Source organism: Mitsuaria sp. RG (genome assembly GCF_028369275.1).
Taxonomy (GTDB): domain Bacteria; phylum Pseudomonadota; class Gammaproteobacteria; order Pseudomonadales; family Pseudomonadaceae; genus Aquipseudomonas; species Aquipseudomonas peradeniyensis.
On record NZ_JAQMYQ010000004.1, the window covers coordinates 105,886 to 131,776 of the forward strand.

At 65.2% G+C, this 25,891-nt stretch carries 22 protein-coding genes and 1 tRNA gene; 10 read left to right on the forward strand and 13 right to left on the reverse strand.

Features of this window, described 5'->3' with window-relative positions:
* Nucleotides 1-108: 108 nt before the first annotated feature.
* The 4 genes from gabT to POF53_RS03950 form a co-directional block, all read right to left on the reverse strand.
* Complete coding sequence (gene gabT / locus POF53_RS03935) at nt 109-1,386, reverse strand: 4-aminobutyrate--2-oxoglutarate transaminase (RefSeq protein ID WP_203648896.1); 1,278 nt, start codon at nt 1,384-1,386, stop codon at nt 109-111.
* A gap of 183 nt (nt 1,387-1,569) precedes the next feature.
* The gene (gene gabD / locus POF53_RS03940) at nt 1,570-3,012 is read right to left on the reverse strand and encodes an NADP-dependent succinate-semialdehyde dehydrogenase (RefSeq protein ID WP_498966467.1); all 1,443 of its coding nucleotides are present in this window, start codon (nt 3,010-3,012) and stop codon (nt 1,570-1,572) included.
* A gap of 327 nt (nt 3,013-3,339) precedes the next feature.
* Entirely contained in the window at nt 3,340-5,013 is a 1,674-nt protein-coding gene (locus tag POF53_RS03945) for an aryl-sulfate sulfotransferase (RefSeq protein WP_498966469.1), read from the reverse strand.
* A gap of 17 nt (nt 5,014-5,030) precedes the next feature.
* Nucleotides 5,031-7,364, reverse strand: a complete 2,334-nt coding sequence (locus POF53_RS03950) for a TonB-dependent receptor (RefSeq protein ID WP_498966471.1) — start codon at nt 7,362-7,364, stop codon at nt 5,031-5,033.
* Between the two features lie 192 nt (nt 7,365-7,556).
* On the opposite strand from POF53_RS03950, the gene POF53_RS03955 reads away from it, so the two are divergent.
* Nucleotides 7,557-8,462, forward strand: a complete 906-nt coding sequence (locus POF53_RS03955; RefSeq protein ID WP_498966473.1) for a LysR family transcriptional regulator — start codon at nt 7,557-7,559, stop codon at nt 8,460-8,462.
* A 117-nt stretch (nt 8,463-8,579) separates the two neighbouring features.
* Here the strand turns inward: POF53_RS03955 and POF53_RS03960 are convergent, their stop codons facing one another.
* Complete coding sequence (locus POF53_RS03960; protein ID WP_062359903.1) at nt 8,580-9,485, reverse strand: TauD/TfdA dioxygenase family protein; 906 nt, start codon at nt 9,483-9,485, stop codon at nt 8,580-8,582.
* A 28-nt stretch (nt 9,486-9,513) separates the two neighbouring features.
* Nucleotides 9,514-10,554: an ABC transporter substrate-binding protein gene (locus tag POF53_RS03965; RefSeq protein ID WP_498966475.1), complete on the reverse strand. Its 1,041-nt coding sequence runs from the start codon at nt 10,552-10,554 to the stop codon at nt 9,514-9,516.
* Nucleotides 10,555-10,853: 299 nt separating this feature from the next.
* Between POF53_RS03965 and POF53_RS03970 the strand changes: the two genes are divergently transcribed.
* The 5 genes from POF53_RS03970 (at nt 10,854) to POF53_RS03990 (ending at nt 16,254) form a co-directional block, all read left to right on the forward strand.
* On the forward strand, nt 10,854-12,437 hold the full coding sequence (locus POF53_RS03970) for an ABC transporter permease (RefSeq protein WP_498966477.1): 1,584 nt from the start codon (nt 10,854-10,856) through the stop codon (nt 12,435-12,437).
* Nucleotides 12,434-13,297 carry an ABC transporter ATP-binding protein gene (locus POF53_RS03975; protein ID WP_232854806.1) on the forward strand — a complete coding sequence of 288 codons (864 nt, stop codon included), beginning with the start codon at nt 12,434-12,436 and terminating at the stop codon, nt 13,295-13,297. Before POF53_RS03970 ends, POF53_RS03975 begins: the two co-directional genes overlap by 4 nt.
* An 85-nt stretch (nt 13,298-13,382) precedes the next feature.
* Nucleotides 13,383-13,459: transfer RNA gene (locus POF53_RS03980), tRNA-Arg, on the forward strand.
* A 328-nt stretch (nt 13,460-13,787) separates the two neighbouring features.
* Nucleotides 13,788-15,518 (forward strand): dipeptidase, encoded by a 1,731-nt coding sequence (locus tag POF53_RS03985; protein ID WP_498966479.1) that lies wholly within the window; start codon nt 13,788-13,790, stop codon nt 15,516-15,518.
* Between the two features lie 298 nt (nt 15,519-15,816).
* Nucleotides 15,817-16,254: a CBS domain-containing protein gene (locus POF53_RS03990; protein WP_203648906.1), complete on the forward strand. Its 438-nt coding sequence runs from the start codon at nt 15,817-15,819 to the stop codon at nt 16,252-16,254.
* Nucleotides 16,255-16,260: 6 nt separating this feature from the next.
* On the opposite strand, the gene POF53_RS03995 is transcribed toward POF53_RS03990, so the two are convergent.
* The 3 genes from POF53_RS03995 to POF53_RS04005 form a co-directional block, all read right to left on the reverse strand.
* Nucleotides 16,261-16,899 (reverse strand): hypothetical protein, encoded by a 639-nt coding sequence (locus POF53_RS03995; RefSeq protein WP_028688591.1) that lies wholly within the window; start codon nt 16,897-16,899, stop codon nt 16,261-16,263.
* Nucleotides 16,900-16,969: 70 nt separating this feature from the next.
* Nucleotides 16,970-17,212, reverse strand: coding sequence for a DUF2789 domain-containing protein (locus POF53_RS04000; RefSeq protein WP_203648908.1), 243 nt, complete (start codon nt 17,210-17,212; stop codon nt 16,970-16,972).
* Nucleotides 17,213-17,272: 60 nt separating this feature from the next.
* Nucleotides 17,273-17,725 carry an aminoacyl-tRNA deacylase gene (locus POF53_RS04005; protein WP_498966482.1) on the reverse strand — a complete coding sequence of 151 codons (453 nt, stop codon included), beginning with the start codon at nt 17,723-17,725 and terminating at the stop codon, nt 17,273-17,275.
* A 123-nt stretch (nt 17,726-17,848) separates the two neighbouring features.
* On the opposite strand from POF53_RS04005, the gene POF53_RS04010 reads away from it, so the two are divergent.
* Both POF53_RS04010 and POF53_RS04015 read left to right on the forward strand, forming a co-directional pair.
* Entirely contained in the window at nt 17,849-19,171 is a 1,323-nt protein-coding gene (locus POF53_RS04010) for an NfeD family protein (RefSeq protein ID WP_498966484.1), read from the forward strand.
* 3 nt (nt 19,172-19,174) lie between these two features.
* On the forward strand, nt 19,175-19,927 hold the full coding sequence (locus POF53_RS04015) for a slipin family protein (protein ID WP_203648914.1): 753 nt from the start codon (nt 19,175-19,177) through the stop codon (nt 19,925-19,927).
* Between the two features lie 91 nt (nt 19,928-20,018).
* On the opposite strand, the gene POF53_RS04020 is transcribed toward POF53_RS04015, so the two are convergent.
* From POF53_RS04020 to POF53_RS04030, 3 genes are all read right to left on the reverse strand, one after another.
* Nucleotides 20,019-20,645: a LysE family transporter gene (locus POF53_RS04020; RefSeq protein ID WP_498966487.1), complete on the reverse strand. Its 627-nt coding sequence runs from the start codon at nt 20,643-20,645 to the stop codon at nt 20,019-20,021.
* 270 nt (nt 20,646-20,915) lie between these two features.
* On the reverse strand, nt 20,916-21,503 hold the full coding sequence (locus tag POF53_RS04025) for a mechanosensitive ion channel family protein (protein ID WP_232854803.1): 588 nt from the start codon (nt 21,501-21,503) through the stop codon (nt 20,916-20,918).
* The gene (locus POF53_RS04030) at nt 21,503-23,350 is read right to left on the reverse strand and encodes an ATP-binding cassette domain-containing protein (protein ID WP_498966490.1); all 1,848 of its coding nucleotides are present in this window, start codon (nt 23,348-23,350) and stop codon (nt 21,503-21,505) included. Before POF53_RS04030 ends, POF53_RS04025 begins: the two co-directional genes overlap by 1 nt.
* Nucleotides 23,351-23,463: 113 nt before the next feature.
* Between POF53_RS04030 and POF53_RS04035 the strand changes: the two genes are divergently transcribed.
* On the forward strand, nt 23,464-23,943 hold the full coding sequence (locus POF53_RS04035) for a TIGR02444 family protein (protein ID WP_232854801.1): 480 nt from the start codon (nt 23,464-23,466) through the stop codon (nt 23,941-23,943).
* Here POF53_RS04035 and POF53_RS04040 read toward each other — a convergent pair.
* Complete coding sequence (locus POF53_RS04040; RefSeq protein ID WP_203648944.1) at nt 23,919-25,001, reverse strand: AlgP family protein; 1,083 nt, start codon at nt 24,999-25,001, stop codon at nt 23,919-23,921. The genes POF53_RS04035 and POF53_RS04040 overlap by 25 nt on opposite strands.
* A 224-nt stretch (nt 25,002-25,225) precedes the next feature.
* On the opposite strand from POF53_RS04040, the gene POF53_RS04045 reads away from it, so the two are divergent.
* Nucleotides 25,226-25,891, forward strand: coding sequence for an FKBP-type peptidyl-prolyl cis-trans isomerase (locus tag POF53_RS04045; protein WP_232854800.1), 666 nt, complete (start codon nt 25,226-25,228; stop codon nt 25,889-25,891).

The following is a 25,891-nucleotide window of genomic DNA, read 5'->3' on the forward strand; positions in this document are numbered from 1 at the left end:
CCATCGCAGCTTCCACGGAATCCTCGTACAACCTTAGCGCCTGATGCCGGCCAACGGCACAAAAAAAACCCGCCGAGGCGGGTTTTTTTCTGAAGCGTGTCACATTTTTCAGGCCAGTTCGGCGAAGCACTCTTCGATGATGGCCAGGCCTTTGTCCAGCAGCGCGTCTTCGGCGGTCAGCGGAACCAGGATCCGCAGGACGTTGCCGTAGGTGCCGCAAGACAGCAGAATCAGGCCCTTGTCGCGAGCCTTGGCGACCACCTGGGCAACGGCGGCGGCGTTCGGGGTGTGGGTGCCTTTCTCGAAGACTTCCACGGCGATCATCGAGCCCAGACCACGGACATCGCCGATGATCGAATGCTTCTTCTGGATTTCACGCAGGCCGGCGGTCAGGCGCTCGCCGACAGCCTTGCTGCGGTCCAGCAGTTTCTCTTCCTCGAACACTTCGATCACGGCCAGGGCCGCGGCGCAGGCGATCGGCGAACCGGCATAGGTGCCGCCCAGGCCGCCCGGGGCGATGGCGTCCATGTACTCGGCCTTGCCGCACACACCGGCCAGCGGGAAGCCGCCGGCGATCGACTTGGCGAAGGTGGTCAGGTCAGGCGCGACGCCCATCTGTTCCATGGCGAAGAAGGTACCGGTACGGCCGGCGCCGGTCTGCACTTCGTCGGCGATCAGCAGGATGCCGTGCTGGTCGCACAGCGCGCGCAGGCGCTGCATCAGCTCTTTCGGCGCTGGCAGGAAACCGCCTTCGCCTTGTACCGGCTCGAGGATGATCGCGGCGATATCACGCGGCTCGGCGTCGTTCTTGAAGATGCGCTCGACCGAGGCGATGGCGTCGTCGACGCTGATACCGTGCAGTTCGCTCGGGAACAGGGCGCGGAAGATGCCGCCTGGCATCAGGCCCATGCCAGCGGAGTACGGCACAACCTTGCCGGTCAGGCCCAGGGTCATCATGGTGCGGCCGTGGTAGCCGCCGGTGAAGGCGATCACGCCGGCACGGCCGGTGGCGGCACGGGCGATCTTCACGGCGTTTTCAACGGCTTCGGAGCCGGTGGTGACCAGCAGGGTCTTCTTGTCGAAGTTGCCTGGGACCAGCTTGTTGATCTTCTCGCACAGCTCGACGTAGGGCTCGTAGGCCAGCACCTGGAAGCAGGTGTGGCTGACCTTGGTCAGCTGCTCTTGCACGGCGGCTACCACTTTCGGGTGCAGGTGGCCGGTGTTCAGTACCGCGATGCCGCCGGCGAAGTCGATCAGTTCGCGGCCTTCGACGTCGATCACCGTCGAGTTCTTCGCGGTATCGACGAAGATCGGGTGGATCTGGCCGACGCCACGTGGGACGGCGGCGACACGGCGTTGCATCAGGGATTCGTTGGTCTTGCTCATAGTGCCCTCAATTGCGCCGGTTCTGCGGCGCTTTTATTCGGGGGTGGCTGGATGCAGGCGTGCACAGTATTCGTTGATCGACTGCCACACATGCCCTGGCCACCAGGTACCGCTATGTCAAAAAGGCCAGCGAGACGTCGCTCTCGCGCCCCGCTGGCAGAGGTAAAAGCGTTTACCTGGCGATCAGACGCTGATGCACAGGTATTTGATTTCGAGGTAGTCCTCGATACCGTACTTGGAGCCTTCACGGCCCAGGCCCGAAGCCTTGATGCCGCCGAACGGCGCCACTTCATTGGAGATCAGGCCGGTGTTGATACCCACCATGCCGTATTCCAGGGCCTCGGCGACGCGGAACACGCGGCTCATGTCGCGGGCGTAGAAGTACGAGGCCAGGCCGAATTCGGTGTCGTTGGACATGGCGATGACTTCGGCCTCGTCCTTGAAGCGGAACAGCGGCGCCAGCGGGCCGAAGGTCTCTTCCTTGGCGACGGCGGCGGTTTTCGGCACGTCGACCAGGATGGTCGGCTCGAAGAAGTTGCCTTCGATGATCTTGCCACCGGACAGCACCTTGGCGCCCTTGGCGACGGCGTCCTCGATGTGCTCCTGGACCTTGGCGACAGCCTTGCCGTCGATCAGCGGACCAGTGGTGGTGCCTTCTTCCAGGCCGTTGCCGATCTTCAGCTTGGCCACGGCGGCTTTCAGCTTCTCGGCAAACGCGTCGTAGACACCGTCCTGCACGTAGATGCGGTTGGCACAGACGCAGGTCTGGCCGTTGTTACGGTACTTGGAGATGATCGCGCCTTCGACCGCCTTGTCCAGGTCGGCGTCGTCGAACACGATGAACGGAGCGTTGCCGCCCAGCTCCAGGGAAACCTTCTTGATGTCCTTGGCGCATTCTTCCATCAGCTGGCGGCCGATTTCGGTGGAGCCGGTGAAGGACAGCTTGCGCACCAGGGAGTTGCCGGTCAGCTCGGAGCCGACTTCGCCGGCGCTGCCGGTGATCACGCTCAGCACACCGGCCGGGATGCCGGCACGGGTAGCCAGCTCGACCAGGGCCAGGGCGGAGTACGGGGTCTGCGAAGCGGGCTTGAGCACCATGGTGCAACCGGCGGCCAGGGCCGGGCCGGCTTTACGGGTGATCATCGCGGCCGGGAAGTTCCACGGGGTGATGGCGGCGGTGACACCGATCGGCTGCTTGATGACGATCAGGCGCTTGTCCGGCTGGTGGCCAGGGATGACGTCGCCGTACACGCGCTTGGCTTCCTCGGCGAACCACTCGATGAACGAGGCGGCATAGGCGATCTCGCCCTTGGCTTCAGCCAGTGGCTTGCCCTGCTCGGTGGTCATCAGGCGGGCCAGGTCGTCCTGGTGCTCGATCATCAGCTCGAACCAGCGACGCAGCTTACCAGCACGCTCCTTGGCAGTCAGTGCGCGCCAGGCCGGCAGCGCCTTGTCGGCGGCCTCGATGGCACGGCGGGTCTCGGCGGCGCCCATCTTCGGCACGGTACCGATCACGTCACCGGTGGCCGGGTTGGTCACCTTGATGGTCTGACCGCTGTCCGCATCCAGCCATTCACCGTTGATGAAGGCCTGCTGGCGGAACAACTGAGCGTCTTTGAGCTGCATGTCGGCTTCCCTTTACTGCGAATTATTGATTGTTGAAAAGGCGCCCCCGAGAAGGGGGCGGCCGTCACAAATTCGTGCACCAGGGTGTTCGACGCCTGGGTGCCGAGCGTTTGAAATCTCAAACGGAATGCTAAGCGGGGGTTGGGGTGTTGGACAATAGGCTGTTCGAAAAAAAGAACGAATGGTTAAACACCCTGTCTGAAATTCGCGTCGCCCATTCGCGGGTAAACCCGCTCCCACAGGATCGGCGGTGAACCTGTGGGAGCGGGTTTACCCGCGAAGAGGCCAGCACAGGTTAGTCGATAACCTGCCGGGGGAAGGATTGGATCAGAACGCCTTGTCGAGATCGATCACCAGCGCCCGGTAGCCCACGCTGCCCGGCTGGCGACTGTGCACTTTCAGCTCCACCGCCACCTCCTGGGTGCCGCGACGCACTTCATTGAGCACGCTGGTCGTCAGCTTCTCGGGCGTCAGGAAATTCACCGAAGCCGAGTAGATGAACTGGGTATCAGTCTCCGCCCGGTACGCCACCACCGAGGTGATCGGGCTGTACCACTCGTCACCGCGCTCCTTGCCGTACTGCCACACCTGCTCGACCGTGCCCTTGGCCTCGTCGATGCGGTACTCCACCGCCCGGCTGTAGTTTCCGCTCAGTTTCGTCGGCCCGAAGTCGCGGCCCCAGCCGTTGTCGAACACGGTCAGCGTGCCGCGCCCGGTCAGCCAGGCAGTGTGCTGGGTCCAGGACCATTCGAAACCCTCGCCCACCGGATTGAGAACTTTGCCCTGCAAACGTGCCGGCCAGCCTTGCGGCGCGGCGAGAATCCACTTCACCTGCTTGTCGCGGCCGATCTTCACCACGCCCTGGTGCCGTGCTGAAACGATGATGCTGTCGTCATCGGCATCGTAGTCGATGGCATTGACGTGGGCCCAGTTGCGCCCGGTACCGACGCCGGGAGTGTCGCCGAACGGCAGGTCGCCTTCGGCCAATTCGTTGGCCAGCCGGTCGTCCTGTTTCTGCACACCGTCCGGCAGCTGGATCGCGGCCTTGCCCAGGGTTTCCAGCAGCTCGCCGCGGTACGGGTCGAGGATCTGGTTCAGGTCCCAGAAGTCCAGCACGTCGCCGGCCTCGTTGACCTCGATGATATGGTCGCGGATCGAGCGCACGCGCTTGCCGTCCGGGCGACGGTAGTCACTGGTGCCGACCCGCAGCAGGTAGCTGCCGTTCACCGTCTCGCGGATCTCGTGGGAGAAGTCGGCGAACTTGTCCGGCAGGTTGCGCTGCCACACCTTGCGCCCCAGCAGGTCGTATTTGGAGTAGGTCTGGCCTTGGCCCCAGATCAACTTGCCGTCGCGGGTCTGGTGGAAGCCCATGGTGCCGCCCAGGCCGTCGCGGTGGTTGGAATCATGGATCTGCTCGATGTCCAGGTACCAGCGCACGTCACCGTTGCTGTCGGCGATCCAGTTGTTGCCCACCGAGTCCCACTCGGCGGCGCCGCCCAGGCCGTTCCACTTGAAGGCGCGCCCGCCGGGGATCTCGGCCAGCAGGTGGTTGAACAGGTACAGGCGCTGCTCGAAACCGGGCGCGACCTTGACCGGCTCCACCTCGGGCAGCGCGGCGGTCTGCTTCGCCACCACCGGCAGGCGCACCGCCGGGGCGTAGATTTCGTAACGCTCGCGGATGCGTTCGCCATCGAGCTTGTAGCTCACCTCGACCTGGTTGACGTGGTCGGGGTACAGGCCGAACACCGGGATGCCGCCGTAGGTCCACAGCGAGCGGTCGGACACGTCGTAGACGATATCGACACCGCCCTCGCCGCGGCCCAGCACCCGCACATGAGCGGCGCTCAGGGTGCGCCCGCCGTCACGGATGATCGCGGTCAACGGCGCCAGGCGGTACGGGTTGACCACCACGTCGCCGAGCAGGGCTTGGTCGCGGTCGGGTACCTTGGCGGTGAGGCAGGCGCCTTCGGGCAGGTCGTGCGGTTGGGTCTTGGCATTCATGGCAAAGCTCCTTGTGCTCAGAAGTCGTAACGGGCGGTGGCGCCCACGGTGCGCGGAGTGCCCAGCACGCCGGCATAGCCGCCGTTGGCGGAGTTCCACAGGCTGGTGAAGTAGGTCTTGTCGCCGGCGTTCTTCACCCACAGCGACAGGTCGAGCACGCCGTCGCCCTGGTCCAGGCGCACGCCGGTGGACAGGTTGACGATGGCGTAGCTGGGGATCTGGCCGTAGTCGGAGTCATCGATGGTGCCGACGGCCTTGGAGCGGAACGCGTAGCTGGCGGTGACGTAGGGCTCGATGCGTTCGCCGAGCTGCCACTTGTACTGGCCGTTGAGGTTGGCGATGTACTTGGAAGCACCAACCACCTGGTGACCGGACAGGTCGCAGGTGGCCGCAGGGTTGGCCAGGCTCACCTCGGGCGGGCACGGCGCATCCTTGTAGTCGGTGTAGCGCACGTCGTTCCATGAACCGTTGAAGTTCAGCGTCAGGCCTCGGATCGGCAGGGCTGTGGCTTCGAACTCCAGGCCGCGAGAACGCACGCTACCGGCGTTGGCCAGGTACTGCACACGGTTGGCTTCGTCGTAGACGTTGGCCTGGTAGCCGTGTACTTCGGTCCAGAACAGGTTGGTGTTCAGCTGCAGGCGGTTGTCGAACAGGGTGCTCTTGAGCCCGAGTTCGGCATTGTTGGCCCGCTCGGTACCCACCAGCAGCGAATCGGTGCCCAAGCGTGGGGCGGCACCGACGGTCAGGTTGACACCCCCGGACTTCTCGCCGTGGGACAGGCTGGCATAACCCAACAGGTCATCAGTGAAGCGGTAGCTCAGGCTGAGCAGCCCGGACGGGGCGAAGCTGTACTGGTTGAGGTCACCTGAATCGTAGGCGCCCACCCGGCCCTGACGGGCGGCGGCCGCCGCACCGGTGACGGGCGCGCCACCGGACGGCGCATCGCGGGTAACCCAGGCGCTTTTCTCCTCGTAGGTGCCACGCACCCCGGCGGTGAAGTCCAGGCGCTCGGTCAGGTGCCAGGTGCCCTGGGCGAACAGCGCGTAGCTGTCGGTATCGATATGGCCATTGCCGATGGTGTTCACGTTGGCCAGGGCGCCGGCCGGGGTCAGGTTCCAGACGTCGGCCTGCGGCCCGTAGTAAGTGAACGATTTATTGTCCAGGTCCTGCTTGAAGTAGTACGCGCCCAGTACGTAGTCGAAGAAGCCGCCGGTGGGTGAGGCCAGCCGAATTTCTTGCGAGTACTGCTTGTCCCGCACCGAGACCCCGGCACTGTAGAACACCGGCACGTTGAGGCCGTCGTCGTTGCGCGGGGTGAAGTCCCACCAGCGGTAGGCGCTGATCGAGGTGAGGGTGAAGTCGTTGGGCAGGGTCCAGTTGGCTTCCACCGAGGTGCCGCCCTGGAACACCTTGACCATCTGGTCGGCGTCGAAGTTGACCTTGCGGTCCTTGCCCGACACCAGGGTGGCGCCGGCCTGCGCAGCCAGGCTTTCATAACGGTTCACGCCATTGATGGTCGGGCCGGTGCTGTACAGGCTGAGGATGCCATTATCGGAGTCTTCTTCGTTGTACTCGCCGATCCAGCGCAGGTTGAAGGTTTCGCTGGGCTTGAACAGCAACTGGGTACGAAAGCCCTGGCGCTTGCCGCCATTGAGGTCGTGGCCGTTGTAGACGTTCTTCACATAGCCGTCATCCTCGGTGTGGTAGGCGCTGATGCGCCCGGCGAGGGTGTCGGTCAGGGGGCCGGAGAAACTGCCCTGGGTCTGCCAGTAGCCATCCTCGCCCAGTGACGACTGCACGCTGCCTTCCTGGTGGAAGGTCGGCTTGCGGGTGGTGATGTTGAGCACCCCGGCGGTGGTGTTCTTGCCGAACAGTGTGCCTTGCGGCCCGCGCAGCACCTCCAGCTGCTCGACATCGAGCAGGTCGAACACCGCCATGCCCGGGCGCCCCAGGTAGACGTTATCCAGGTACACGCCGACGCTGCCTTCCAGGCCATCACTGGCCGGGTTGTTGCCCAGGCCGCGAATGGAAATGCTCGACTGTCGGGCGTGGACATAGGCGACGTTGGTACTCGGCACCAGCTGTTGCAGGTCCTGCACGCGGTAGATGCGCTGGGTCTCCAGGGTTTCGCTGCCCAGCACGCTGATCGGCGTGGGCACGCTCTGGGCGGTCTCCTCACGGCGCCGGGCATTGACGGTGACGGTGCCGAGCTTGGCTTCCTGCTCCACGGCCGGTGCGGGGCTGGGCTCGTCGGCGAAGCTGCCGCCGGCGGCGCCCAGCAGCATCCCGGCAGCCAGGGGTTGTAGGACGAACAACGAGGCGCGCGCGGGCCAACGGGAAAGTCGGGACATGCAGATGCTCCTTGAGGCAAGGGCCCAGGCGAGCATTTCCGTTGGCGGAACCGAATCGCGGTCAGGCTGGCTTATATTCTTTTAGGAAATATAAATATTTGTATTTCATATTTTGTGGAATAAGTGACTCCCTTTATAAGGTTCCCAACCCTTCCCAGCAATTGCATTCCACCGAAAGTTTCCATGTAGAAAATGCATATCGACCTGCGCCAGCTCCGCCACTTCATCGCCCTTGTCGAGCACCGCAGCTTCGTCGCCGCGGCGGCGGCGGTGAACCTCTCGCAATCGGCCTTCAGCCGCAGCATCCAGACGCTGGAACACAACGTCGGCTGCCGCCTGGTCGACCGCGCCAGCAAGGAGCTGGCGCCGACCCGCCAGGGCCTGCTGGTGCTGGAGCATTCGCGGCGGCTGGTGCATGGGGCGCACAACCTGGTCAACGAGATCAACCAGTTCAATGGCGCCACCACCGGCGTGGTGCGCTTCGGCTCGGGGCCGGCGCCCGCCGGCGGGCTGGTGCCGCGGGCGGTGGCGCGGTTCGTTGCCGAATACCCGGCGGCGCGTACCTGCTTCCAGGTGGACAACTGGCAGGCGCTGAACCGGCGGCTGATCGCCGAGGAGATCGAATTCTTCGTCGCCGATACCCGCCAGTTCGAGGCCGACCCGGACTACCAGGTGCACAAGCTCAAGCCACAGCGCTGGCACTTCTGCTGCCGCCGGGGTCATCCATTGACCGAGCTGGACGAGGTCAGGGCGCGGGACCTGTTCGATTACCCGCTGGCCACCACCTTTCGCCCGCCGAACATCCGCAAGATCCTCAGCGACCTGAGCGGGCGGCAGGATTTTCTGCCCAGCGTGGAGTGCGAGCATGGCTATGCGCTGCTCAATGTTGTGCTGCATTCGGACACCATCGGCATCGCCTGCAGTGCGAACCTGCGGCCCTATGACGGCCTGGTGGCCCTCAAGCTGGTGAACCTGGCGCCGGAGCAGGAAGAGGCGTTCTACACCCGTTATGGGGTGGTGAGCCGGGTGGGGTATGGGTTGTCGGCACTGGCGCAGGGGTTGGTGAGGCAGTTGGTGGCCTGTGATACCGAGTTGTAGCGGATAGGGGCTGCTGCGCAGCCCTTTCGCGGCGCAAGGCTGCTCCTACAGGGGAACAAGATCTCCTGTAGGAGCGGCCTCGTGCCGCGAAAGGGCCGCAAAGCGGCCACAACGATCTCAGCCCTTGCGCGTGGTCCGGCTCAGTTGCCCATCCACCCCCACCGGCACCTCGCCAGCCAGGGTCACGCGGCGCACGATGCGCGGCTGGGTGCCGTAGTCATCCACTGCATAGTGCTGCGTCGCGCGGTTGTCCCAGATCGCCACGTCCCCCGCCTGCCAGCGCCAGCGCACGGTGTTTTCCAGGCGTGTCACATGCCCCTGCAGCAGCGCGAACAGATGCTGCGAGTCCGCCAGCGAGTAACCCTTGATACGTTTGACGAAATGCCCCAGCTGCAACGCCCGCTCGCCGCTGATCGGATGCACCCGCACCACCGGGTGCTCGGTCTCGTAAACCGTCGAGGTAAACACCTTGCGGTAACGCTCCAGCTTGGCCGGATCGACATCCGGCTTCACGCTGGCATAGTCGTATTCGTTGCTGTGCACCGCCCACAGCTTGTCGGCCAGTTCGCGCAGTGGCTCGGGCAGTTCCTGGTAAGCCGCGGCGGTGTTGGCCCACACCGTGTCGCCACCGGCAGCCGGGGCCACCACGCTGCGCAGGATCGAGGCCTTGGGGTAGGCGTCGACGAAGGTCACGTCGGTGTGCCAGGAGTTGGCCCGCTGCCCCTCGGCGCCATCGAGCTGCAGCAGGTAGCTGGTGCCATCGACCACCGGCACCGTGGGGTGGGCGATCGGCTCGCCGAGCAGCTGGGCGAAGGCCTCCTGGCCCACGTCGTCCAGGTGCTCCTGGGCCCGGAAGAAGATCACCTTGTGGCGCACCAACGCCGCCTGGATGGCATCGATGGTGGCTGGATCGAGGTCGGCGGACAGCTTGATACCACGGATCTCGGCGCCGATGCGCCCGGCAACGGGGTGGATGTCGAGTTCGAGGGTTTGCGGCGCGGTGGCCAGTGCGGCGTTGCTCATGGTCGTGCTCCTCACGGTTGTTGTCGGGTCAGCGGGCGGCCTGGACGGCCTGGTCCTGGCGCTGTGCGGCATCGATGAAACGCGGTTCGATCCAGTCGGCCACCTGGAAGCCGCGGCGGATCAGGCGCTCCTTGACGGCCAGGTCCACGCCCTGTTGCAGCAGGCCGACGAAACCGGCATCCAGGCGTGGGTCGAAGTAGTTGGCAAGGTTCTCCTGGGCAAGGTCGTCGCGCAGGATCGCCTTCGGCCAGTTGGCGGTGTTCGCGACCAGGTCCACATAAGCTTCGCGGTTGCGTTCGTCGCGCAGCCACTTCACCGCCTGCTCCTGGGCGTTGACCACCCGCTGCACCAGGTCGGGGTGCTGGCGGATGAACTCGCCGGTACCGAGCAGCACCGCCTGGGTGCTGCCGGCGCCCTTGAGGTCGCGGGAGTTGACCGGCAGCTCGACCAGCCCGCGTTCGCGCAGCGACAGCAGGTTGGACAGGCCCCAGGTGGCGTCGATCTGCTTGGCGGCCAGGGCGGCGTTGGCCGCGTTGAAATCGAGGTTGATGACTTTCAGCTCACGTTCGGACAGCCCCTGGCTGGCCAGGGCGCTGGCGAACGACAGCTGGTTGGCGGTGCCGCGGAACACCGCCACGCGCTTGCCCTTGAGGTCCTGCAGGCTGTGGATGCCCGAGCCCGGCACCACACCGAGGTAGCTCTTCACCCCACGCACCCCGGCCGACAGCACACGGGTGTCGAGGCCGTTGGCCTTGCCGATGATCGCGGCCAGGTCGCCCAGGTAGGCGAAGTCCGCCTGGCCGTTGGCCAGGGCCTCGTTGACCACGGGGCCGGCGCCCTTGAAGAAGCGCCAGTCGATACGGATGCCGTCCTTGGCGAACTCTTTCTCCAGCAGTTGCTGGTCGCGCAACACATCCACCACGCCGCCGGCGCTGGGCTTGCTGCCGGCGCTGAGGTCGGGCACGGCGATGCGGATCACATCCGGCTGGGCGGCATGGGCTGCCACGGGCATGGCGCTCAACACGGCGGCGAGCAACGGGCTGAGCAGCTGGCGGAAGGCGGTTTTCATGGCAAGGCTCCTTGGCAGGCTGCCACCGGCGATGGCCGGCGCTATGGGCCAGAAGCTAGGCGGGTCTGGTTAGAACCTACAAAGATCAAAACTTCATTTTTTAGTAACCAGAAGGCATAAATCAGGCGCCATGCGGGCCTGCGGCTGGCTTGCAGGAAACGCATGGAAAATATGAGGAAAACGCAACGGGACGGGGCTTTCGCATGCACCGGGCGCATGCTCTTATCTCTTGAGTTTCGCTTGTGAGAATTTTTAATTCCATAAGTGAATAAACAAGGAACGGTTTGAGAGGTGCCCTGATGAGCGAAGTCTTGAGCGTAAGCCTACGCCGTCTATGGGGGCCGCTGCGCGGCCCTTTCGCGGCGCAAGGCCGCTCCTACCTGCCGTGGATCGTGCCACTGGCGGTGGCGGCCTTGTGGGTCGTCGCCAGCCGTGAGCACTGGATGAGCGAGCAGATCCTGCCTGCCCCCGCGCTGGTCTGGCAAAGCGCGCAGGAGTTCGGCTCGGGCGAGCTCTGGACTCACCTGTGGATAAGTCTGCAGCGCCTGATCTGGGGGTTGCTGGCAGGGATCACCAGTGGCTTGCTGCTGGGTACCTGGCTGGGCGGATCGCGGCGGGCGCAAACACTGGTGCTGCCCACCTTCGTCGCCCTGGCGCAAATCCCGACCCTGGCCTGGATCCCGCTGTTCATGCTGTTCTTCGGTATCGGCGAACTGCTCAAGCTGGTGGTGCTGGTCAAAGCCGTGGTGGTGCCGGTCACGCTGCATACCCTGGTGGGTGTGCGCGATGCCCAACCTAAACTGCGCGAAGCCGCCGCCGTCCTGCGCCTGCCCCCTCACCTGCTGTTCCTGCGCCTGCTGCTGCCCGCCGCGCTGCCGGCGTTTCTTGCCGGTGTGCGGCTGGCCCTGGCCACCGGCTGGACGTCATTGCTGGCGGTGGAACTGCTGGCCTCCAGCGAAGGCATCGGCTACCTGATGGTCTGGGGGCGGCAGTTGTTCATGCTCGACCTGGTGTTCCTCTGCATCTTGCTGATCGGCCTGGTCGGCGCACTGATGGATCGCGGCTTCTCACGCCTGGAACGCGGCCTGTTGCACTGGCCGCAACCGGCCACGGGCGAACAGCTGCGCGGCCAGGTGCCACGCGGCTGGCAAAGCCTGCTGCTGCCCGCGGGGCTGTTGCTGCTGTGGCAGGCGGCCAACAGCCTTGGCTGGGTCGATGCCAACATCCTCTCTTCACCGCTGGATGTGCTGCGCAGCCTGTACGCAGGCCTGCTCGACGGTTCGTTACCCGAGGCCCTGCGCCTGAGCCTGCAACGCACCCTGGCCGGTCTGCTGCTCGGCGGCGGGGCAGGCTTCGTGCTGGGCCTGCTGCTGGGCCTGTCAGCCAACGCCGAGCGCCTGCTCGGCCCGAGCCTGTCGGCGCTGCGCCAGGTGGCGCTGTTCGCCTGGGTGCCGCTGCTGACTGCCTGGTTCGGCCTGGGCGAGGGCGCCAAGCTGGTGTTCGTCGCGCTGGCGGCGTTTTTCCCGCTGCTGATCGCCACCCAGCGCGGCATCGCCAGCCTCCCACCACAGCTAGGCGAGGCGGCACAGGCCCTGCGCCTGGACCTGCCACACCGGCTGCGCCTGCTGGTGCTGCCCGGCGCCGCCCCGGCGATCTTCGCCGGGCTGCGCCTGGCGCTGATCTACGCCTGGCTCGGCACCATCGGCGCCGAGTACTTCATGCCCTCGGACGGCGGCATCGCCAGCCTGATGATCGGCGCCCAGCAATTGTTCCGCATGGACCAGGTGATGGCCGCCATGGTCCTGATCGGCCTGGTAGGCGCCCTGCTCGGCCACCTCGGCCAACGCCTCGAATCGCGCGCCACGCGCTGGAGATCCGCATGAACGCCTTCATCACCCCGGCCCTGCACGCGGCCAACCAACCCGACGCCACGCCGCCGCTGGTCAGTTTCGAGGGGGTCGGCAAGACCTTCAGCGTCGATGGCCAGCCCTTCGAGGCGATCCGCGATTTCGACCTGTCGATCAACGAAGGCGAGTTCATCGCCATCGTCGGCTCCTCCGGCTGCGGCAAGTCCACCCTGCTGCGCCTGCTGGTGGGGCTGGACACCGACTACAGCGGCACGATCCAGGTCGACGGCCAGCCGGTCAACGGCATCGGCGGCGAACGCGGCATCGTGTTCCAGGAGCACCGCCTGTTCCCATGGCTGACGGTGGCGCAGAACATCGGCCTGGGGCTGGTCAACGAGACACTCACCCAGGGCGAGCGCGCCCGGCGCGTGCACGAGTACGTGCAACTGGTGGGCCTGGTCGGCTTCGAATCGGCCTATCCGCACCAGCTGTCCGGCGGCATGGCCCAGCGCGTGGCCATCGCCCGTGGCCTGGTGGCCAGCCCACGGATCCTGCTGCTGGACGAACCCTTCGGCGCCCTCGACGCGCTGACCCGCCAACAGCTGCAGGATGAACTGCTGGCGATTCGCGAACGCTCGGGGATCACCATCCTGCTGGTCACCCACGATGCCGAGGAGGCGACCTACCTGGCCGACCGGGTGGTGGTGCTGGAGCCGAGGCCCGGACGGATCAAGGCGGTGGTGGAAATCGACCTGCCGCACCCGCGCCAGCGCACCGGCGTGGCATTGCATGGCTTGCGCGAAAAGGTCCTGCACCAGATCACCGGCCATGGCGGATATCTGAAGCCGGCGGTACAGCGGGTGGAGGGGCTGCGCCCGGAGCTGATCGCACTGTGACCGGCCCCGCTGTCCCCCTGGGAAAAAACTCCACAGATCAAGGCCATGGACGCCACCGACACAGATGGGTATCATGCGGCCCGTTGCACTCGTAGCTCAGCTGGATAGAGTACTGCCCTCCGAAGGCAGGGGTCGTGGGTTCGAATCCCGCCGAGTGCGCCATGACATCAGCAAAAGCCCCGCTCAGATCGCTCTGGCGGGGCTTTTTCGTTTCCGGGCCTCAGCACTGCACGATGATCTGGCCTTGCAAGTTCCGGAACATTGGTCTCGAGGGGGCTTCTCTGGTGACACGATGCTTATTACAAAAAGCGCTAATGATACGCATTTTTGTCATAAACCTGCGGGCCGCGCCGTAGATGAAAGCTTGCACGTTTGTGCAGAAAAGCACATTGCCACCTCTCCCGTGCCGGTGGTCATTGGTGATAGCTTGAGCATCTTCCGTTTGCGTAAACGGTCACCCTCCACCCCTTGCAAAGGAATGCCCACACCCATGCCCTTCACCAAGCTATCCGCCGTATCGCTCCTGCTGGCCAGCGTGGCCATGTTCTCGATCCCGGCCCAGGCCAACCTCTCCCAGCAGCAGTCCGCCGCCATCATCAAGGCCTACGACGGCAGCGACCCGGCCGACTTCAAGCAGTTCCTCGGCAAGCTGGCCGGCAGCGACCTGGCCAAGGCCGCCAAGCTGGACGACACCCTCAAGCTGTACCTGGCCGGCAAGCCGCTGAGCGCCGAGCAGCAGGACGAGATCAACCGCCTGCTGGGCCTTTACACCCGCATCAAGTACGGCAAGGCCGCCAAGGAAACCCTGCGCGAGCTGGTGGAAATCCCGACCGTTCGCAAAGAGGGTGTGCCGCAGCACGAGAACCCTGAGTTCATCAAGATCGCCGACAAGATCAAGGCCCTGGCCGAGGGCTTCGGCCTGACGTTCCGCAACATCGACAACCGCGTCTACGAGATCACCCTCGGTGAAGGCAAGGAAGTGATCGGCATCCACGCCCACGCCGACGTGGTACCGGTCACTCCGGAAAACTGGAAGCTCAAGGACGGCACCAAGCTCGACCCGTTCAAGGTCACCCTGGTGGGCGACCGCATGTATGGCCGCGGCACCGAGGACGACAAGAACGGCATCGTCGTCGCGCTGTACGCGCTGAAGGTGGCCAAGGACGAGAAGCTGCCGCTGGCGCGCCAGTTCAAGCTATTGGTGGACACCACCGAGGAAACCACCGGCGACGCCATCCCCTACTACTTCGAACGCAACGCCACCCCCGACTACAACCTGGCGCTGGATGGCGGCTACCCGGTGGTGATCGCCGAGAAGGGCTATGGCACCGTCATGGCCACCTTCGCCAAGCGTGCCGGTGACGGCAAAGGCGCCGAAGTGATCAACCTCACCGGTGGCCTGGCCACCAACCAGATCCCCGGCAGCTCGGTGGCGACATTGACCGGCGACAAGCCGGCCGACCTGGCCAAGGCGCTGAACAAGGCCGGCGCGGCCTACGTCAAACGCCATGGTGGCGACTTCAGCATCGACGCCAAGGTCGACGGCAAACAGGTGCTGCTCACCGTGACCGGCGTGTCGGCGCACTCCTCCGAGCCCGAGTCCGGGGTCAACCCGGTGGCGCGCATGCTCGACTTCCTCAACGGCCTGGGCAAAGACGTACCGCTCAAGCACAACCACATCACCGACGCCGCCCGCTACGCCGCCGACAACTGGGGCCTGGACTACCTGGGTAACAAGCTCGGCGTCGGCTTCAAGGACGACTTCATGGGCCCGCTGACCACCTCGCTGACCTTCGTCGGCCTGGATGACCAGGCGCTGAAGCTGGCCGTGAACCTGCGCATTCCAAAGGGCAAGTCGCTCGACACCCTGAAGGGCGAGATCGCCGGCAAGCTCGATGCGTGGAAGGCCAAGAGCAAGACCCCGGTGGCCTTCGACTACACCCTCGACGAGCCGATGTACCGCAACCCCGAGGGCGAATGGGTCAAGGCCCTGCTGGCCGTGGCCAGCGAGAACCTGGGCATGAAGCACGAGTACGGCACCTCCGCCGGCGCCACCTCGGTGCATGACCTGCCCAATGGCGTGCAGTTCGGCCTGGCCATGCCGGACGTGAAGTACACCGGGCACAACGACAACGAGTTCAAGACCGTGGAGCAGTTCATGCTCGACCTGCAGATCGTCAGCGAGATGGTGGCGCGGATCGGGCAGATGCCGAAGCTCTGAGGTTCTCGTCCCCTTAGGTCCGTCCCTTTCAAGGTTTTTGCGATTTTTGGGATATGGCCGCTCCGATTCAAGATTGCCGGGGTCGCTTTGCGACCCTTTCGCGGCACAAGGCCGCTCCTACAGGCGACCGCGCCCTGGTAGGAGCGGCCTTGTGCCGCGAAAGGGCTGCAGCGCGCCCTGGTGGACGCGATGACGTTTTTCAATCACCTCGATGCCGTTTCCTGCATTGCCGTGCAGAGCGCCGTGCCGGATGCTTTATTTACTCCGACACGTCGCGTTTCCACCCACAGAGGCCCGTATGAAGAACGTCGAACAAATCCTCAAAGCCAAGTCCCAGCACCAGACCGCCTACACCATCGGCCCTGATGACTCGGTGCTGGATGCCTTGAAGCTGCTGGCGGAGAAAAATGTCGGCGCCTTGCCGGTGGTGAACAATGACCAGGTGGTAGGGATCGTCAGCGAACGCGACTACGCCCGTAAACTTGTACTCAAGGGGCGCTCATCTCCATTCACCAAGGTACACGAGATCATGAGCGCCCCTGTGATCACCGTGGAACCCAAGCAGAACCTTGAGTACTGCATGAACCTGATGACCAACCGCCACCTGCGTCACCTGCCCGTGGTTGAAAACGGCAAGCTCATCGGCCTGCTTTCGATCGGTGACTTGGTTAAAGAGATCATCGCTGAGCAGGCAAACCAGATTGTCCAGTTAGAGCAATACATCCGCGGTGAATGACCCTGCTCAGTGATAGGCGCGCTCCAGCTCGTCCAGCTGATGGTCGAAGCTGCGCAGGCGCGCCGACCAGGTGTACACCAGCACTTCCAGATCCCGGTTGAGCACGGCGGTGTTGCCGCCGTCACGGGCCGGCGCGTCGCACAGGTCCAGCTGATAGCGCTCGCGGGCCATGGCCGTGGCCACGCTGGACAGGTCGCGGGCGTTGGCCAGCCAGTGATGGTGATGGTCGTGCACTTCCCGGTCGAGTTCCCGGCACTGACGCTTGAGGGCGTCCAGGCTCTGCTCCAGCGGCGTGCCCTTGAGCTCGCCCATCACCTCCTCGAAGGTGCGCCCGGAATGCCAGTAGCTGCCCCAGAAATAACGGTCGAACACCGTCTCGACCCGGCGCAGGGCGACCTTGGTGTTCCAGATGGTCAGCAACGTTCGCCCCTGGGCGACTTCGCGCCTGTTCAGGTGCAGCTGCTGCCAGGCGATCCACGCCAGGCCGCACAACGCCACCGCCGCGGTCACGGCGGCGGCGGCATAGAGAAATTGCACGGCCTGGTTCATCGTGTGGGTGTGCCGGATACCGTAGAAGTAGCCGGCGGTCAGGGTGCCCAGGATCGTCACGGTGCACCAGAAGCCCGGTGCGTAGGGATCTTTCATTGCGCCATCCCCTCTTGTTTTCCCTGAGCATAGCAACGGCCCGATCACCCATCAGGTGCCGCTCGGCGCTTTATTTGCGGGGGCGACGCAGCGCTTCGTTGAGTTGGTCGAAGGGTACCGCCCAATCGGCGTCCTCTTTGATGCTTTCCTCCAGGAAGTCTTTTTGGGCCTTGGTCCAGAACGGTGCATCCACCAACTTGATCTCGTTCTTCAACGGCGAATGACTGGTAATGAACTGGTCGATGCTCTTGGCATCGTCCGGCAGGCCCAGTTGCTTGAACAGTTCGGAAAACTTGTGGATCGGCGCTTCCATGATTCACTCCTATGGCCGGGCCGGTCGTCCACGACGCCAGCCCGGCGTGGGTTGCGAGCATCAGCTCAGTTCGCGCACTTCGGCGTGCGGCACCAGTTTCAAGTATTGCTCCATGCTCATGTGGATAAGGTGATCGTGGTCACCTGCCTCGAGATAGACATCACCCTGGCGGGTAAGGGTCCGGTCGAGCAGCATGGGAATGTTGTAGGCGTCGCCCAGGGCCGGGATGGCGCCGCGTTCGCAATCGCCGAACAGGCTCGGCAGGTTGCTTTCGCGGGTCAACTGCCAGGCGCCGGTCATGCGCACCTCGGTCATGTCCAGGTGCCGGTTGGCCGGCAGCACGGCCATGATGTAGTTGCCATGGCGGTCATCGAGCATCACCGACTTGGCGACCCGCTCGGCGGGTACGCCGGCCGTGCGCGCCGACTCCAGGCTGGTGGCCGAATGGGGATGGGGAATGATGTCGTAGTCGCAGTTGGCCTGGTCCAGGCGCTGCTGAAGGGTCTTGGCCATACGCATGATGCACCTCCGGTTTTGCCCCCACCCTCAAGTTTAGGCCGTGGTCCAGCAGCCACGGCTAAACTTCAAGGACAGGTCCGCATGAGGTGACGACAGGTGATCGCCCGGCGCTGGCGCATGCTGCTGTTGTTGCTGATCCTGGGCTTCGCTCCGGGCGGCTTGGCCGCGCCCGGCGGCAACGTGTGGCTGCTGAGCGTCGACGATGCCATCGGCCCGGCCAGCGCCGACTACCTGCTGCGCGGACTGGACCAGGCCCAGGCCCAGGGCGCGCAACTGGTGGTGATCCGCCTCGACACCCCCGGCGGGCTCGACAGCGCCATGCGCCAGATCATCAAGGCCATTCTCGCCAGCCCCGTGCCGGTGGCCACCTACGTCGCCCCGGGTGGCGCCAGGGCGGCCAGCGCCGGCACCTACATCCTCTATGCCAGCCACGTGGCGGCCATGGCCCCGGGGACCAACCTGGGCGCGTCGACGCCGGTACAGATCGGCGTCCCCGGCAAGGACGAAAAGCCCGCCGCGAACAACGAACAGGACACTCTCGCCCGCAAGCAGATCAACGACGCCGCGGCCTACATCCGTGGCCTGGCGCAACTGCGCGGGCGCAACGCCGACTGGGCGGAAAAGGCCGTGCGCGAGGCGGTGAGCCTGTCGGCCAGCGAAGCCCAGCGGCTGAAAGTGATCGACCTGGTCGCCGCTGACCTGCCCGACCTGCTGCGCCAGCTCGACGGCCGGACGCTGACCGTCGCCGGCCAGTCAGCATCAATGCAGACCGCCGGAGCCAGTGTGGTGGAGCACCTGCCGGACTGGCGCACTCGCCTGCTGGCAGTAATCACCAACCCCAGCGTGGCGCTGATCCTGATCATGATCGGCGTGTACGGCCTGCTGTTCGAATTCATGAATCCGGGCTCCGGGGTCGGCGGCGTGGTCGGCGGCATCTGCCTGCTGCTGGCGCTGTACGCCCTGCAATTGCTGCCGGTGAGCCACGCCGGGGTGGCGTTGATCCTGCTCGGGGTGGCGTTCATGGTCGCCGAGGCGTTCCTGCCCAGTTTCGGGGTGATCGGCTTCGGCGGCATCGTCGCCTTCGTGGTCGGCGCGGTGATCCTGATGGACACCGACGCCCCTGGCTTTGGCATTCCGCTGACGCTGATCATCAGCCTGGCGGTGCTCTCGGCGCTGTTGCTCGGTGGCGTGCTGGGCATGGCGCTGAAGGCGCGCAAGCGCGCCCTGGTCAGCGGCGATGCCGGGCTGGTCGGCAGCCTGGTGACGGTGACCCAGGTGCGCGCGGACAACCCGTTCTGCGGCTCGGTACAGGCCCAGGGCGAACAGTGGCAGGCGCAGTGCGCGACACCGCTGCAGCCGGGCCAGCACGTGCGGGTAACGGCCCGTCATGGCGTGACGCTGGAGGTCAGCGCCACTGCGCCCACGGCGCAAGGAGAGTAGACGATGTTCATGCAATTCGGATTCAGCGCCGTGCTGGTGCTGCTGGGCATACTGCTGCTGTCGGCCCTGCGCATCCTGCGCGAGTACGAGCGCGGCGTGGTGTTCCAGCTCGGGCGCTTCTGGCAGGTCAAGGGCCCAGGGTTGATCATCCTGATTCCCGGTATCCAGCAGATGGTCCGCGTGGACCTGCGCACCGTGGTCCTCGACGTGCCGCCCCAGGATGTGATCACCCGCGACAACGTCTCGGTCAAGGTCAACGCCGTGCTGTACTTTCGCGTGCTCGACCCGCAGAAGGCGATCATCCAGGTCGAGGACTTCCTCACCGCCACCAGCCAGCTGGCCCAGACCACCCTGCGCGCCGTGCTCGGCAAGCACGAGCTGGACGAACTGCTGGCCGAGCGCGAGCAGCTGAACTCGGACATCCGCGAGGTGCTGGACGCGCAGACCGACGCCTGGGGCATCAAGGTGGCCAACGTCGAGATCAAGCACGTCGACCTCAACGAGTCGATGGTCCGCGCCATCGCCCGCCAGGCCGAGGCCGAACGCGAACGACGGGCCAAAGTGATCCATGCCGAAGGCGAGCTGCAGGCGTCGGAGAAACTGATGCAGGCGGCGCAGATGCTGGGCAAGGAGCCGGGGGCGATGCAGTTGCGCTACATGCAGACGCTGGGGTCGATCGCCGGGGACAAGAGCTCGACCATCGTGTTTCCGATGCCGATGGATCTGCTCAAGGGGCTGGTGGACAAGCAGAAATAGCGGCGCGGCATTCGCGGGTATACCACTCCTCTCCAGGACAGTGGCGTACCTGTGGGAGCGGGTTTACCCGCGAATGGCTTCATGCGATTGATCAGATCGGCGCCCGGCGCAGAGTGGCGAGGAACGTCGCCGCACCGATGAACAGCCCGGCAAAGGTGCGGTTCAGACGCTTCTGCTGCTTCGGTGTGCGCAACAGGCGCAGCACCCGCGAAGCCAGCCCGGTGTAGCCCGCCATCACCAGCAGGTCGACACTGATCATGGTCACGGTGATCGCCACATACTGCGGCAGCAACGCCTCGTGCGGGTTGATGAACTGCGGCAGCACCGCCAGCATGAACACCAGCGCCTTGGGGTTGCTGACGTTGACCAGGAAGCCGCGGAACACCAGGCTCAACGGCTTGCCGATCGGCCGCACACCGGACTCGTCGCTCATGTCCATCGGCAGGGCGCGCCATTGCTTGTAGGCGAGGTAGACCAGGTAGGCGACGCCGAACCACTTGATGACCTGGAAGGCAGTGGCCGACGCGGCGAGGATGGCGCCGACGCCGGCGGCGATGATGGCGATCTGCACGATCAGGCCCAGTTGCAGGCCCAGGGCGTTCCAGTAACCACGCCAGAAACCGTACTGCAGCCCGCTGGACATCGAGGCAATGGCCCCGGCGCCCGGCGACAGGCTGATCACCCAGCACGCGGCAAAGAAGGCCAACCACGTTTCCATCGACATCGCACACCTCGCTCGAACAGCTTTTGCAAACCGCTAAACTAAGGTGTTGGCGAAAAAATAACCAGTGGTTTTTGCAGTGTCTCAGCAGGCCTCTTCGCGGGTAAACCGCTGACCACGCCGACCTGCGCGTTCCCTGTAGGAGCGGCCTTGTGCCGCGAATGGGCTGCGAAGCAGCCCCAAGATTTCAGTACTGGCAACGTTGCCGGGGCCGCTTTGCGGCCCATTCGCGGCACAAGGCCGCTCCTACAGACGAATGAGCCAGACTTAATCGGCCTCGATGGCCGGGTCTATGGCTGGAGCAGGTACTTCAGCCCCCCGCCAACGGCGCACGGCCTTCTGGAAGAACTGGCTGTTCGGCACCTGTACCAGCGCCCCACCCGCCTCCGGCGTTTCCATCAGCGTGGTGTACAGCAGGTTGATGGCGATCACCCGGCCTTTCACCCCCGGCTTGTCGAGGGTATCGACCAGCTCGACCACATCGCCGATGCGAAACGGCCCGACGGTGAAGATCAGCACCGCGCACAGCAGGTTGGACAGCACGCTCCAGATGGCGAAGAAGGCCACCGCCGCTACCGCGACGAAGCCCGACAACGCCGTCCACAGCACCGTGGCGGAAACCCCCATGCGCTCCAGCACAAACAGCAGCGCGCTGCCCATGATCAGCCAGCGCAGGGCGCCGCGCACCGGCACCATCAGTTCGTGCGGCAACGGGTAGCGCTCGCCCAGGCTACGCAACCCACGGGCAACCATGCGTTGCAGGATGAAGGCGGCAATCAGGATCAGCAGGATCTGCAGCCCCAGCCAGAAGGTGTCCATCCACTGTCCTGGCAGCAGCGAGCGCAGCTCCTCCATCAGGACAGCGCCTCGAGCTCGGCCTGCATGCTTTCCAGCGTTTCCAGGGCTTCCATCCAGGCTTCCTCAAGCTCGCCTTCGCGTTGCTTGAGCTTGGTCTGGCGAGCCAGCAAGTCGCGCAGTTCATCCTTGCGCGAGGCTTCGTACAGGCCGCTGTCGCCCAACGCCGTTTCGATCTCGGCCAGTTGCTGGTGCACCTGGTTGAGTTCGGTCTCCAGCTTGTCGGCCGCCTTCTTGTGCGGCGCCAACTGCTGGCGCAAGGCCGCGGCAGCCTGGCGCTGGGCCTTCTTGTCGGTCTTGTCCGGGTTTACCGGAGCAGAGCTGGCCGGCGCGTTACGCTGGCGGAACTCCACCAGCCAGCGGCTGTAGTCGTCCAGGTCGCCATCGAAGGTGTCGACCTTGCCATCGGCCACCAGCAGGAAGTCGTTGGTGGTGCTCTTGAGCAGGTGACGGTCGTGGGACACCACCACCACGGCACCGGCGAACTCCTGCAGGGCCATGGTCAGCGCCAGGCGCATCTCAAGGTCGAGGTGGTTGGTCGGTTCGTCGAGCAGCAGCAGGTTCGGCCGCTCCCAGGCGATCAGCGCCAGGGCCAGGCGGGCCTTTTCGCCACCGGAGAAATTCACCACAGGCTCATCGACACGGTTGCCGTGGAAGTCGAAGCCGCCGAGGAAGTCGCGCAGGGTCTGCTCGCGCTCACCCGGGGCGATGCGCTGCAGGTGCAGCAGCGGGCTGGCCTTGTCGTCCAGCGAGTCGAGCTGGTGCTGGGCGAAGTAACCGACGGCGAGGTTCTCGCCGCGCACCAGGCGCCCGGACAACGGCTGCAGCTCGCCGGCGAGGTTCTTGATCAGGGTCGACTTGCCCGCGCCGTTGGGGCCAAGCAGACCGATGCGCGCACCCGGCGCCAGTTGCAGCTTGACCTTCTCGAGGATGGCCTTGTCGCCATAGCCCAGGCGGCCTTCGGACAGGTCGAGCAAGGGGCTGGAGATCTTCTCCGACTCGCGGAACACGAAGTCGAACGGCGAGTCGACGTGGGCCGCCGACAACTCCTCCATGCGCTCCAGGGCCTTGATCCGGCTCTGCGCCTGGCGGGCCTTGGTGGCCTGGGCCTTGAAACGGGCGATGTACTTTTCCATGTGCGCGCGCTGCGCCTGCTGCTTCTCGTAGGCCTGCTGCTGTTGCGCCAGGCGTTCGGCGCGGGTGCGCTCGAAGGCGCTGTAGCCGCCCTTGTAGAGATTGAGCTTGCGCTGTTCGACATGCAGCACATGGTCGACCACGGCATCGAGGAAGTCGCGGTCGTGGGAGATCAGCAGCAGCGTGCCCGGGTAGCCCTTGAGCCACTCCTCCAGCCAGAGGATGGCATCGAGGTCCAGGTGGTTGGTGGGCTCGTCGAGCAGCAGCAGGTCGGACGGGCACATCAGTGCCTGGGCCAGGTTCAGGCGCATCCGCCAGCCACCGGAGAAGTCGCCGACGCGGCGGTCCATCTGCTCGTTGCTGAAGCCCAGGCCGGCCAGCAGCTTGCGCGCACGGGCATCGGCGGTGTAGCCGTCGGCGCTGTCCAGCTCACTGTGCAGGCGCGCCAGGGCGGTGCCGTCGTGGGCCTGCTCGGCGGCCGCGAGATCCGCCTGGACCTTGCGCAGGCGGGCATCACCGTCGAGCACATAGTCCACGGCGATGCGGTCGAGGGTGTCGACCTCCTGGCGCATGTGGGCAATGCGCCAGTCGCCGGGCAGCAGGCAATCGCCGGCATCGGGCGACAGCTCACCGCGCAGCAGGGCGAACAGGCTGGATTTGCCGGCGCCGTTGGCGCCGATCAGGCCGGCCTTGTGACCGGTGTGCAGGGTCATCTCGGCGCCTTCTAGCAGGCGCTGGGGACCACGCTGTAAAGTGAGGTTCGATAGTCTGATCATGATGGTCGCGGAGTCTACCAGCTTCGCCGATCACTGGCGCGAGTGAAACCATGCACACCGACCTGTGGAATCACGCCCTGGCCTTGTATGCCCGGCCAGGCGTCGAGGCTGCCAGCCTGGCCCTCCAGGAACTGGGCGGCGATGTCTGCCTGCTGCTCTGCGGCACCTGGCTGCAGGCCCGCGGCGTGGCCGCCGATGAACAGCGGATCGCCGCCCTGCAGGCCCTGGCCGGCCCCTGGCAACGCGATGTGGTGACGCCGCTGCGAGCGCTACGCCGGCAATGGCGCGAGCAGGCGCTGGCCGACCCGCAACTGAGCGTGATGCGTGAGCAGGTGAAGGCGCTGGAGTTGCAGGCTGAACGCACCTTGCTGGAGCGTCTGGAGGCGTTGGCGCACGAGTGGCCTGCGCAAGCGGGCGCCGCGCAGGACTGGCTGACCCGGCTGGCGCCGGACCAGACCCGGGACCACGACGCACTGCATCAGCTGCGCGCCGCGGCCCGTGAGCTTCAGGACGCCGAAGTCGGCGACTGAGCCGGTGTGGCGGTTGCCGCAGGCGTGGCCGCGCTGGTCGCAGGCGTCGGGGTGGCGCTGGCGGTCGGTGTGGCTGGCTTGCTTTCGGCTGGCTTGCTGGCTACAGACTTGGCCGGAGCTTTGGCAGCGGCCGGTTTGGCTGCTGGCTTGGCTGCAGGTTTGGCTGCAGGTTTGGCCGCTACTGGCTTGGCCGGGGCCTTGGCGGCAGCAGGCTTGGCCGCTGGTTTGGCTGCTGGTTTCGCTGCAGCGGTCTTTGCCGGTGCCTTGGCAGCAGCTGGTTTGGCCGCTGGCTTGGCAGCAGGTTTCGCGGCGGCGGTCTTCGCCGGGGCCTTGGCAGTAGCAGGCTTGGCCGCTGGCTTGGCGGCAGGTTTCGCGGCGGCGGTCTTCGCCGGTGCCTTGGCGGCAGCAGGCTTGGCCGCTGGCTTGGCCGCAGGTTTCGCGGCGGCGGTCTTCGCCGGTGCCTTGGCAGCAGCAGGCTTGGCCGCTGGCTTGGCGGCAGGTTTCGCTGCAGCGGTCTTCGCGGGAGCCTTGGCAGCAGCCGGTTTGGCCGCTGGCTTGGCGGCAGGTTTCGCGGCTGCAGTCCTCGCCGGGGCCTTGGCCGCAGCAGGCTTGGCCGCTGGTTTGGCAGCAGGTTTCGCGGCCGCTTTCGGTGCCGCAGTACGCGAGTCCAGGGCCTTGGCGGCCGCCTCACGCACTTTGCCAACACCCTGGGCCAGTTTCAGGCTTTCCTGGGCATCACGCTTGAGTTGCTGGATGTAAGTTCGGGTCTGGGCCTGGCGATCCTTGAGCGAATCGAGCAAGTGTTCAAGTTCACCCGCGGCTTTTTGCGCCTTGCCCTGAGCCTTGGCTTTACCGGCCTTGGCGGCGTCCTGCAACTTCAGGCGAGCGTTATGCAGTTTCTCCTGGGCCTTGCCACGTTGTTTTTCCAACTTGGCCAACAGTTTCTCGGCATCCGCCAGCGCTTGGGAGCAGGCATCTTCCAAATGTTCGAGCAAGCTACCCGAAAGTTGCTGGAGCAGGTGCAACGGCGTACTGACTGCTTTCTTCTTGGCCGACATGGTTTACCTCCTGGCTGACGAGAGTGCGGCTCATACTATGCTTCTGCTGCTACCGCCGCTAGGGCATGTTGACAGTCTCAGTAGCGCCGCGTTGCATGCCTGGGCAAAGTTGTTGTCTTGCAGCTGGAAACAAGTGTAGTTGCCCATTAGTGCACTGCCGATATTTACACATCTTCGCCCAACAACGCTGGCATACTTTGCGCTCTTTACCGCAGGAACCGTCCATGCCTCGTTATCTGATTCTGGGCCTGTGCCTGGTGATGCCGCTCTCCCTGGCCAATGCCGAAACCGCCCCCGCCAACGACAGCGACCTGGCCTACAGCCTTGGTGCCAGCCTGGGCGAGCGCCTGCGCCAGGAAGTCCCCGGCCTGCAGCTCGACGCCCTGGTCGAAGGCCTGCGCCAGGCCTACCAGGGCCAGCCGCCACGCATTGCCAAGTCACGCATGCAGGCCATCCTCGAGCAGCACGAGACGCAAGCCAACGCCGCCGCCGAACAGGCCCAGGTGGACAAGCTGGTGGAAGCGGAGAAACGCTTCATTGCCGGCGAGCGGGCCAAGGCCGGGGTACGCGAGCTGCCCGAGGGCATCCTCTACAGCGAACTGGCCAACGGCAGCGGCGCGCAACCCAAGGCCAGCGGTCGCGTGCAGGTGCGCTATGTGGGGAAACTGCCGGATGGCACGGTGTTCGACCAGAACCTGCAACCGCAATGGTTCAAGCTGGACTCGGTGATCGAGGGCTGGCAGGTGGCACTGCCACGGATGAAGGCGGGGGCGAAATGGCGCCTGGTGATCCCGTCGGCGCAAGCTTATGGCGCCGACGGTGCGGGTGACCTGATCGCACCCTATACCCCACTGGTGTTCGAGATCGAACTGCTGGACGTGGCCAACTGA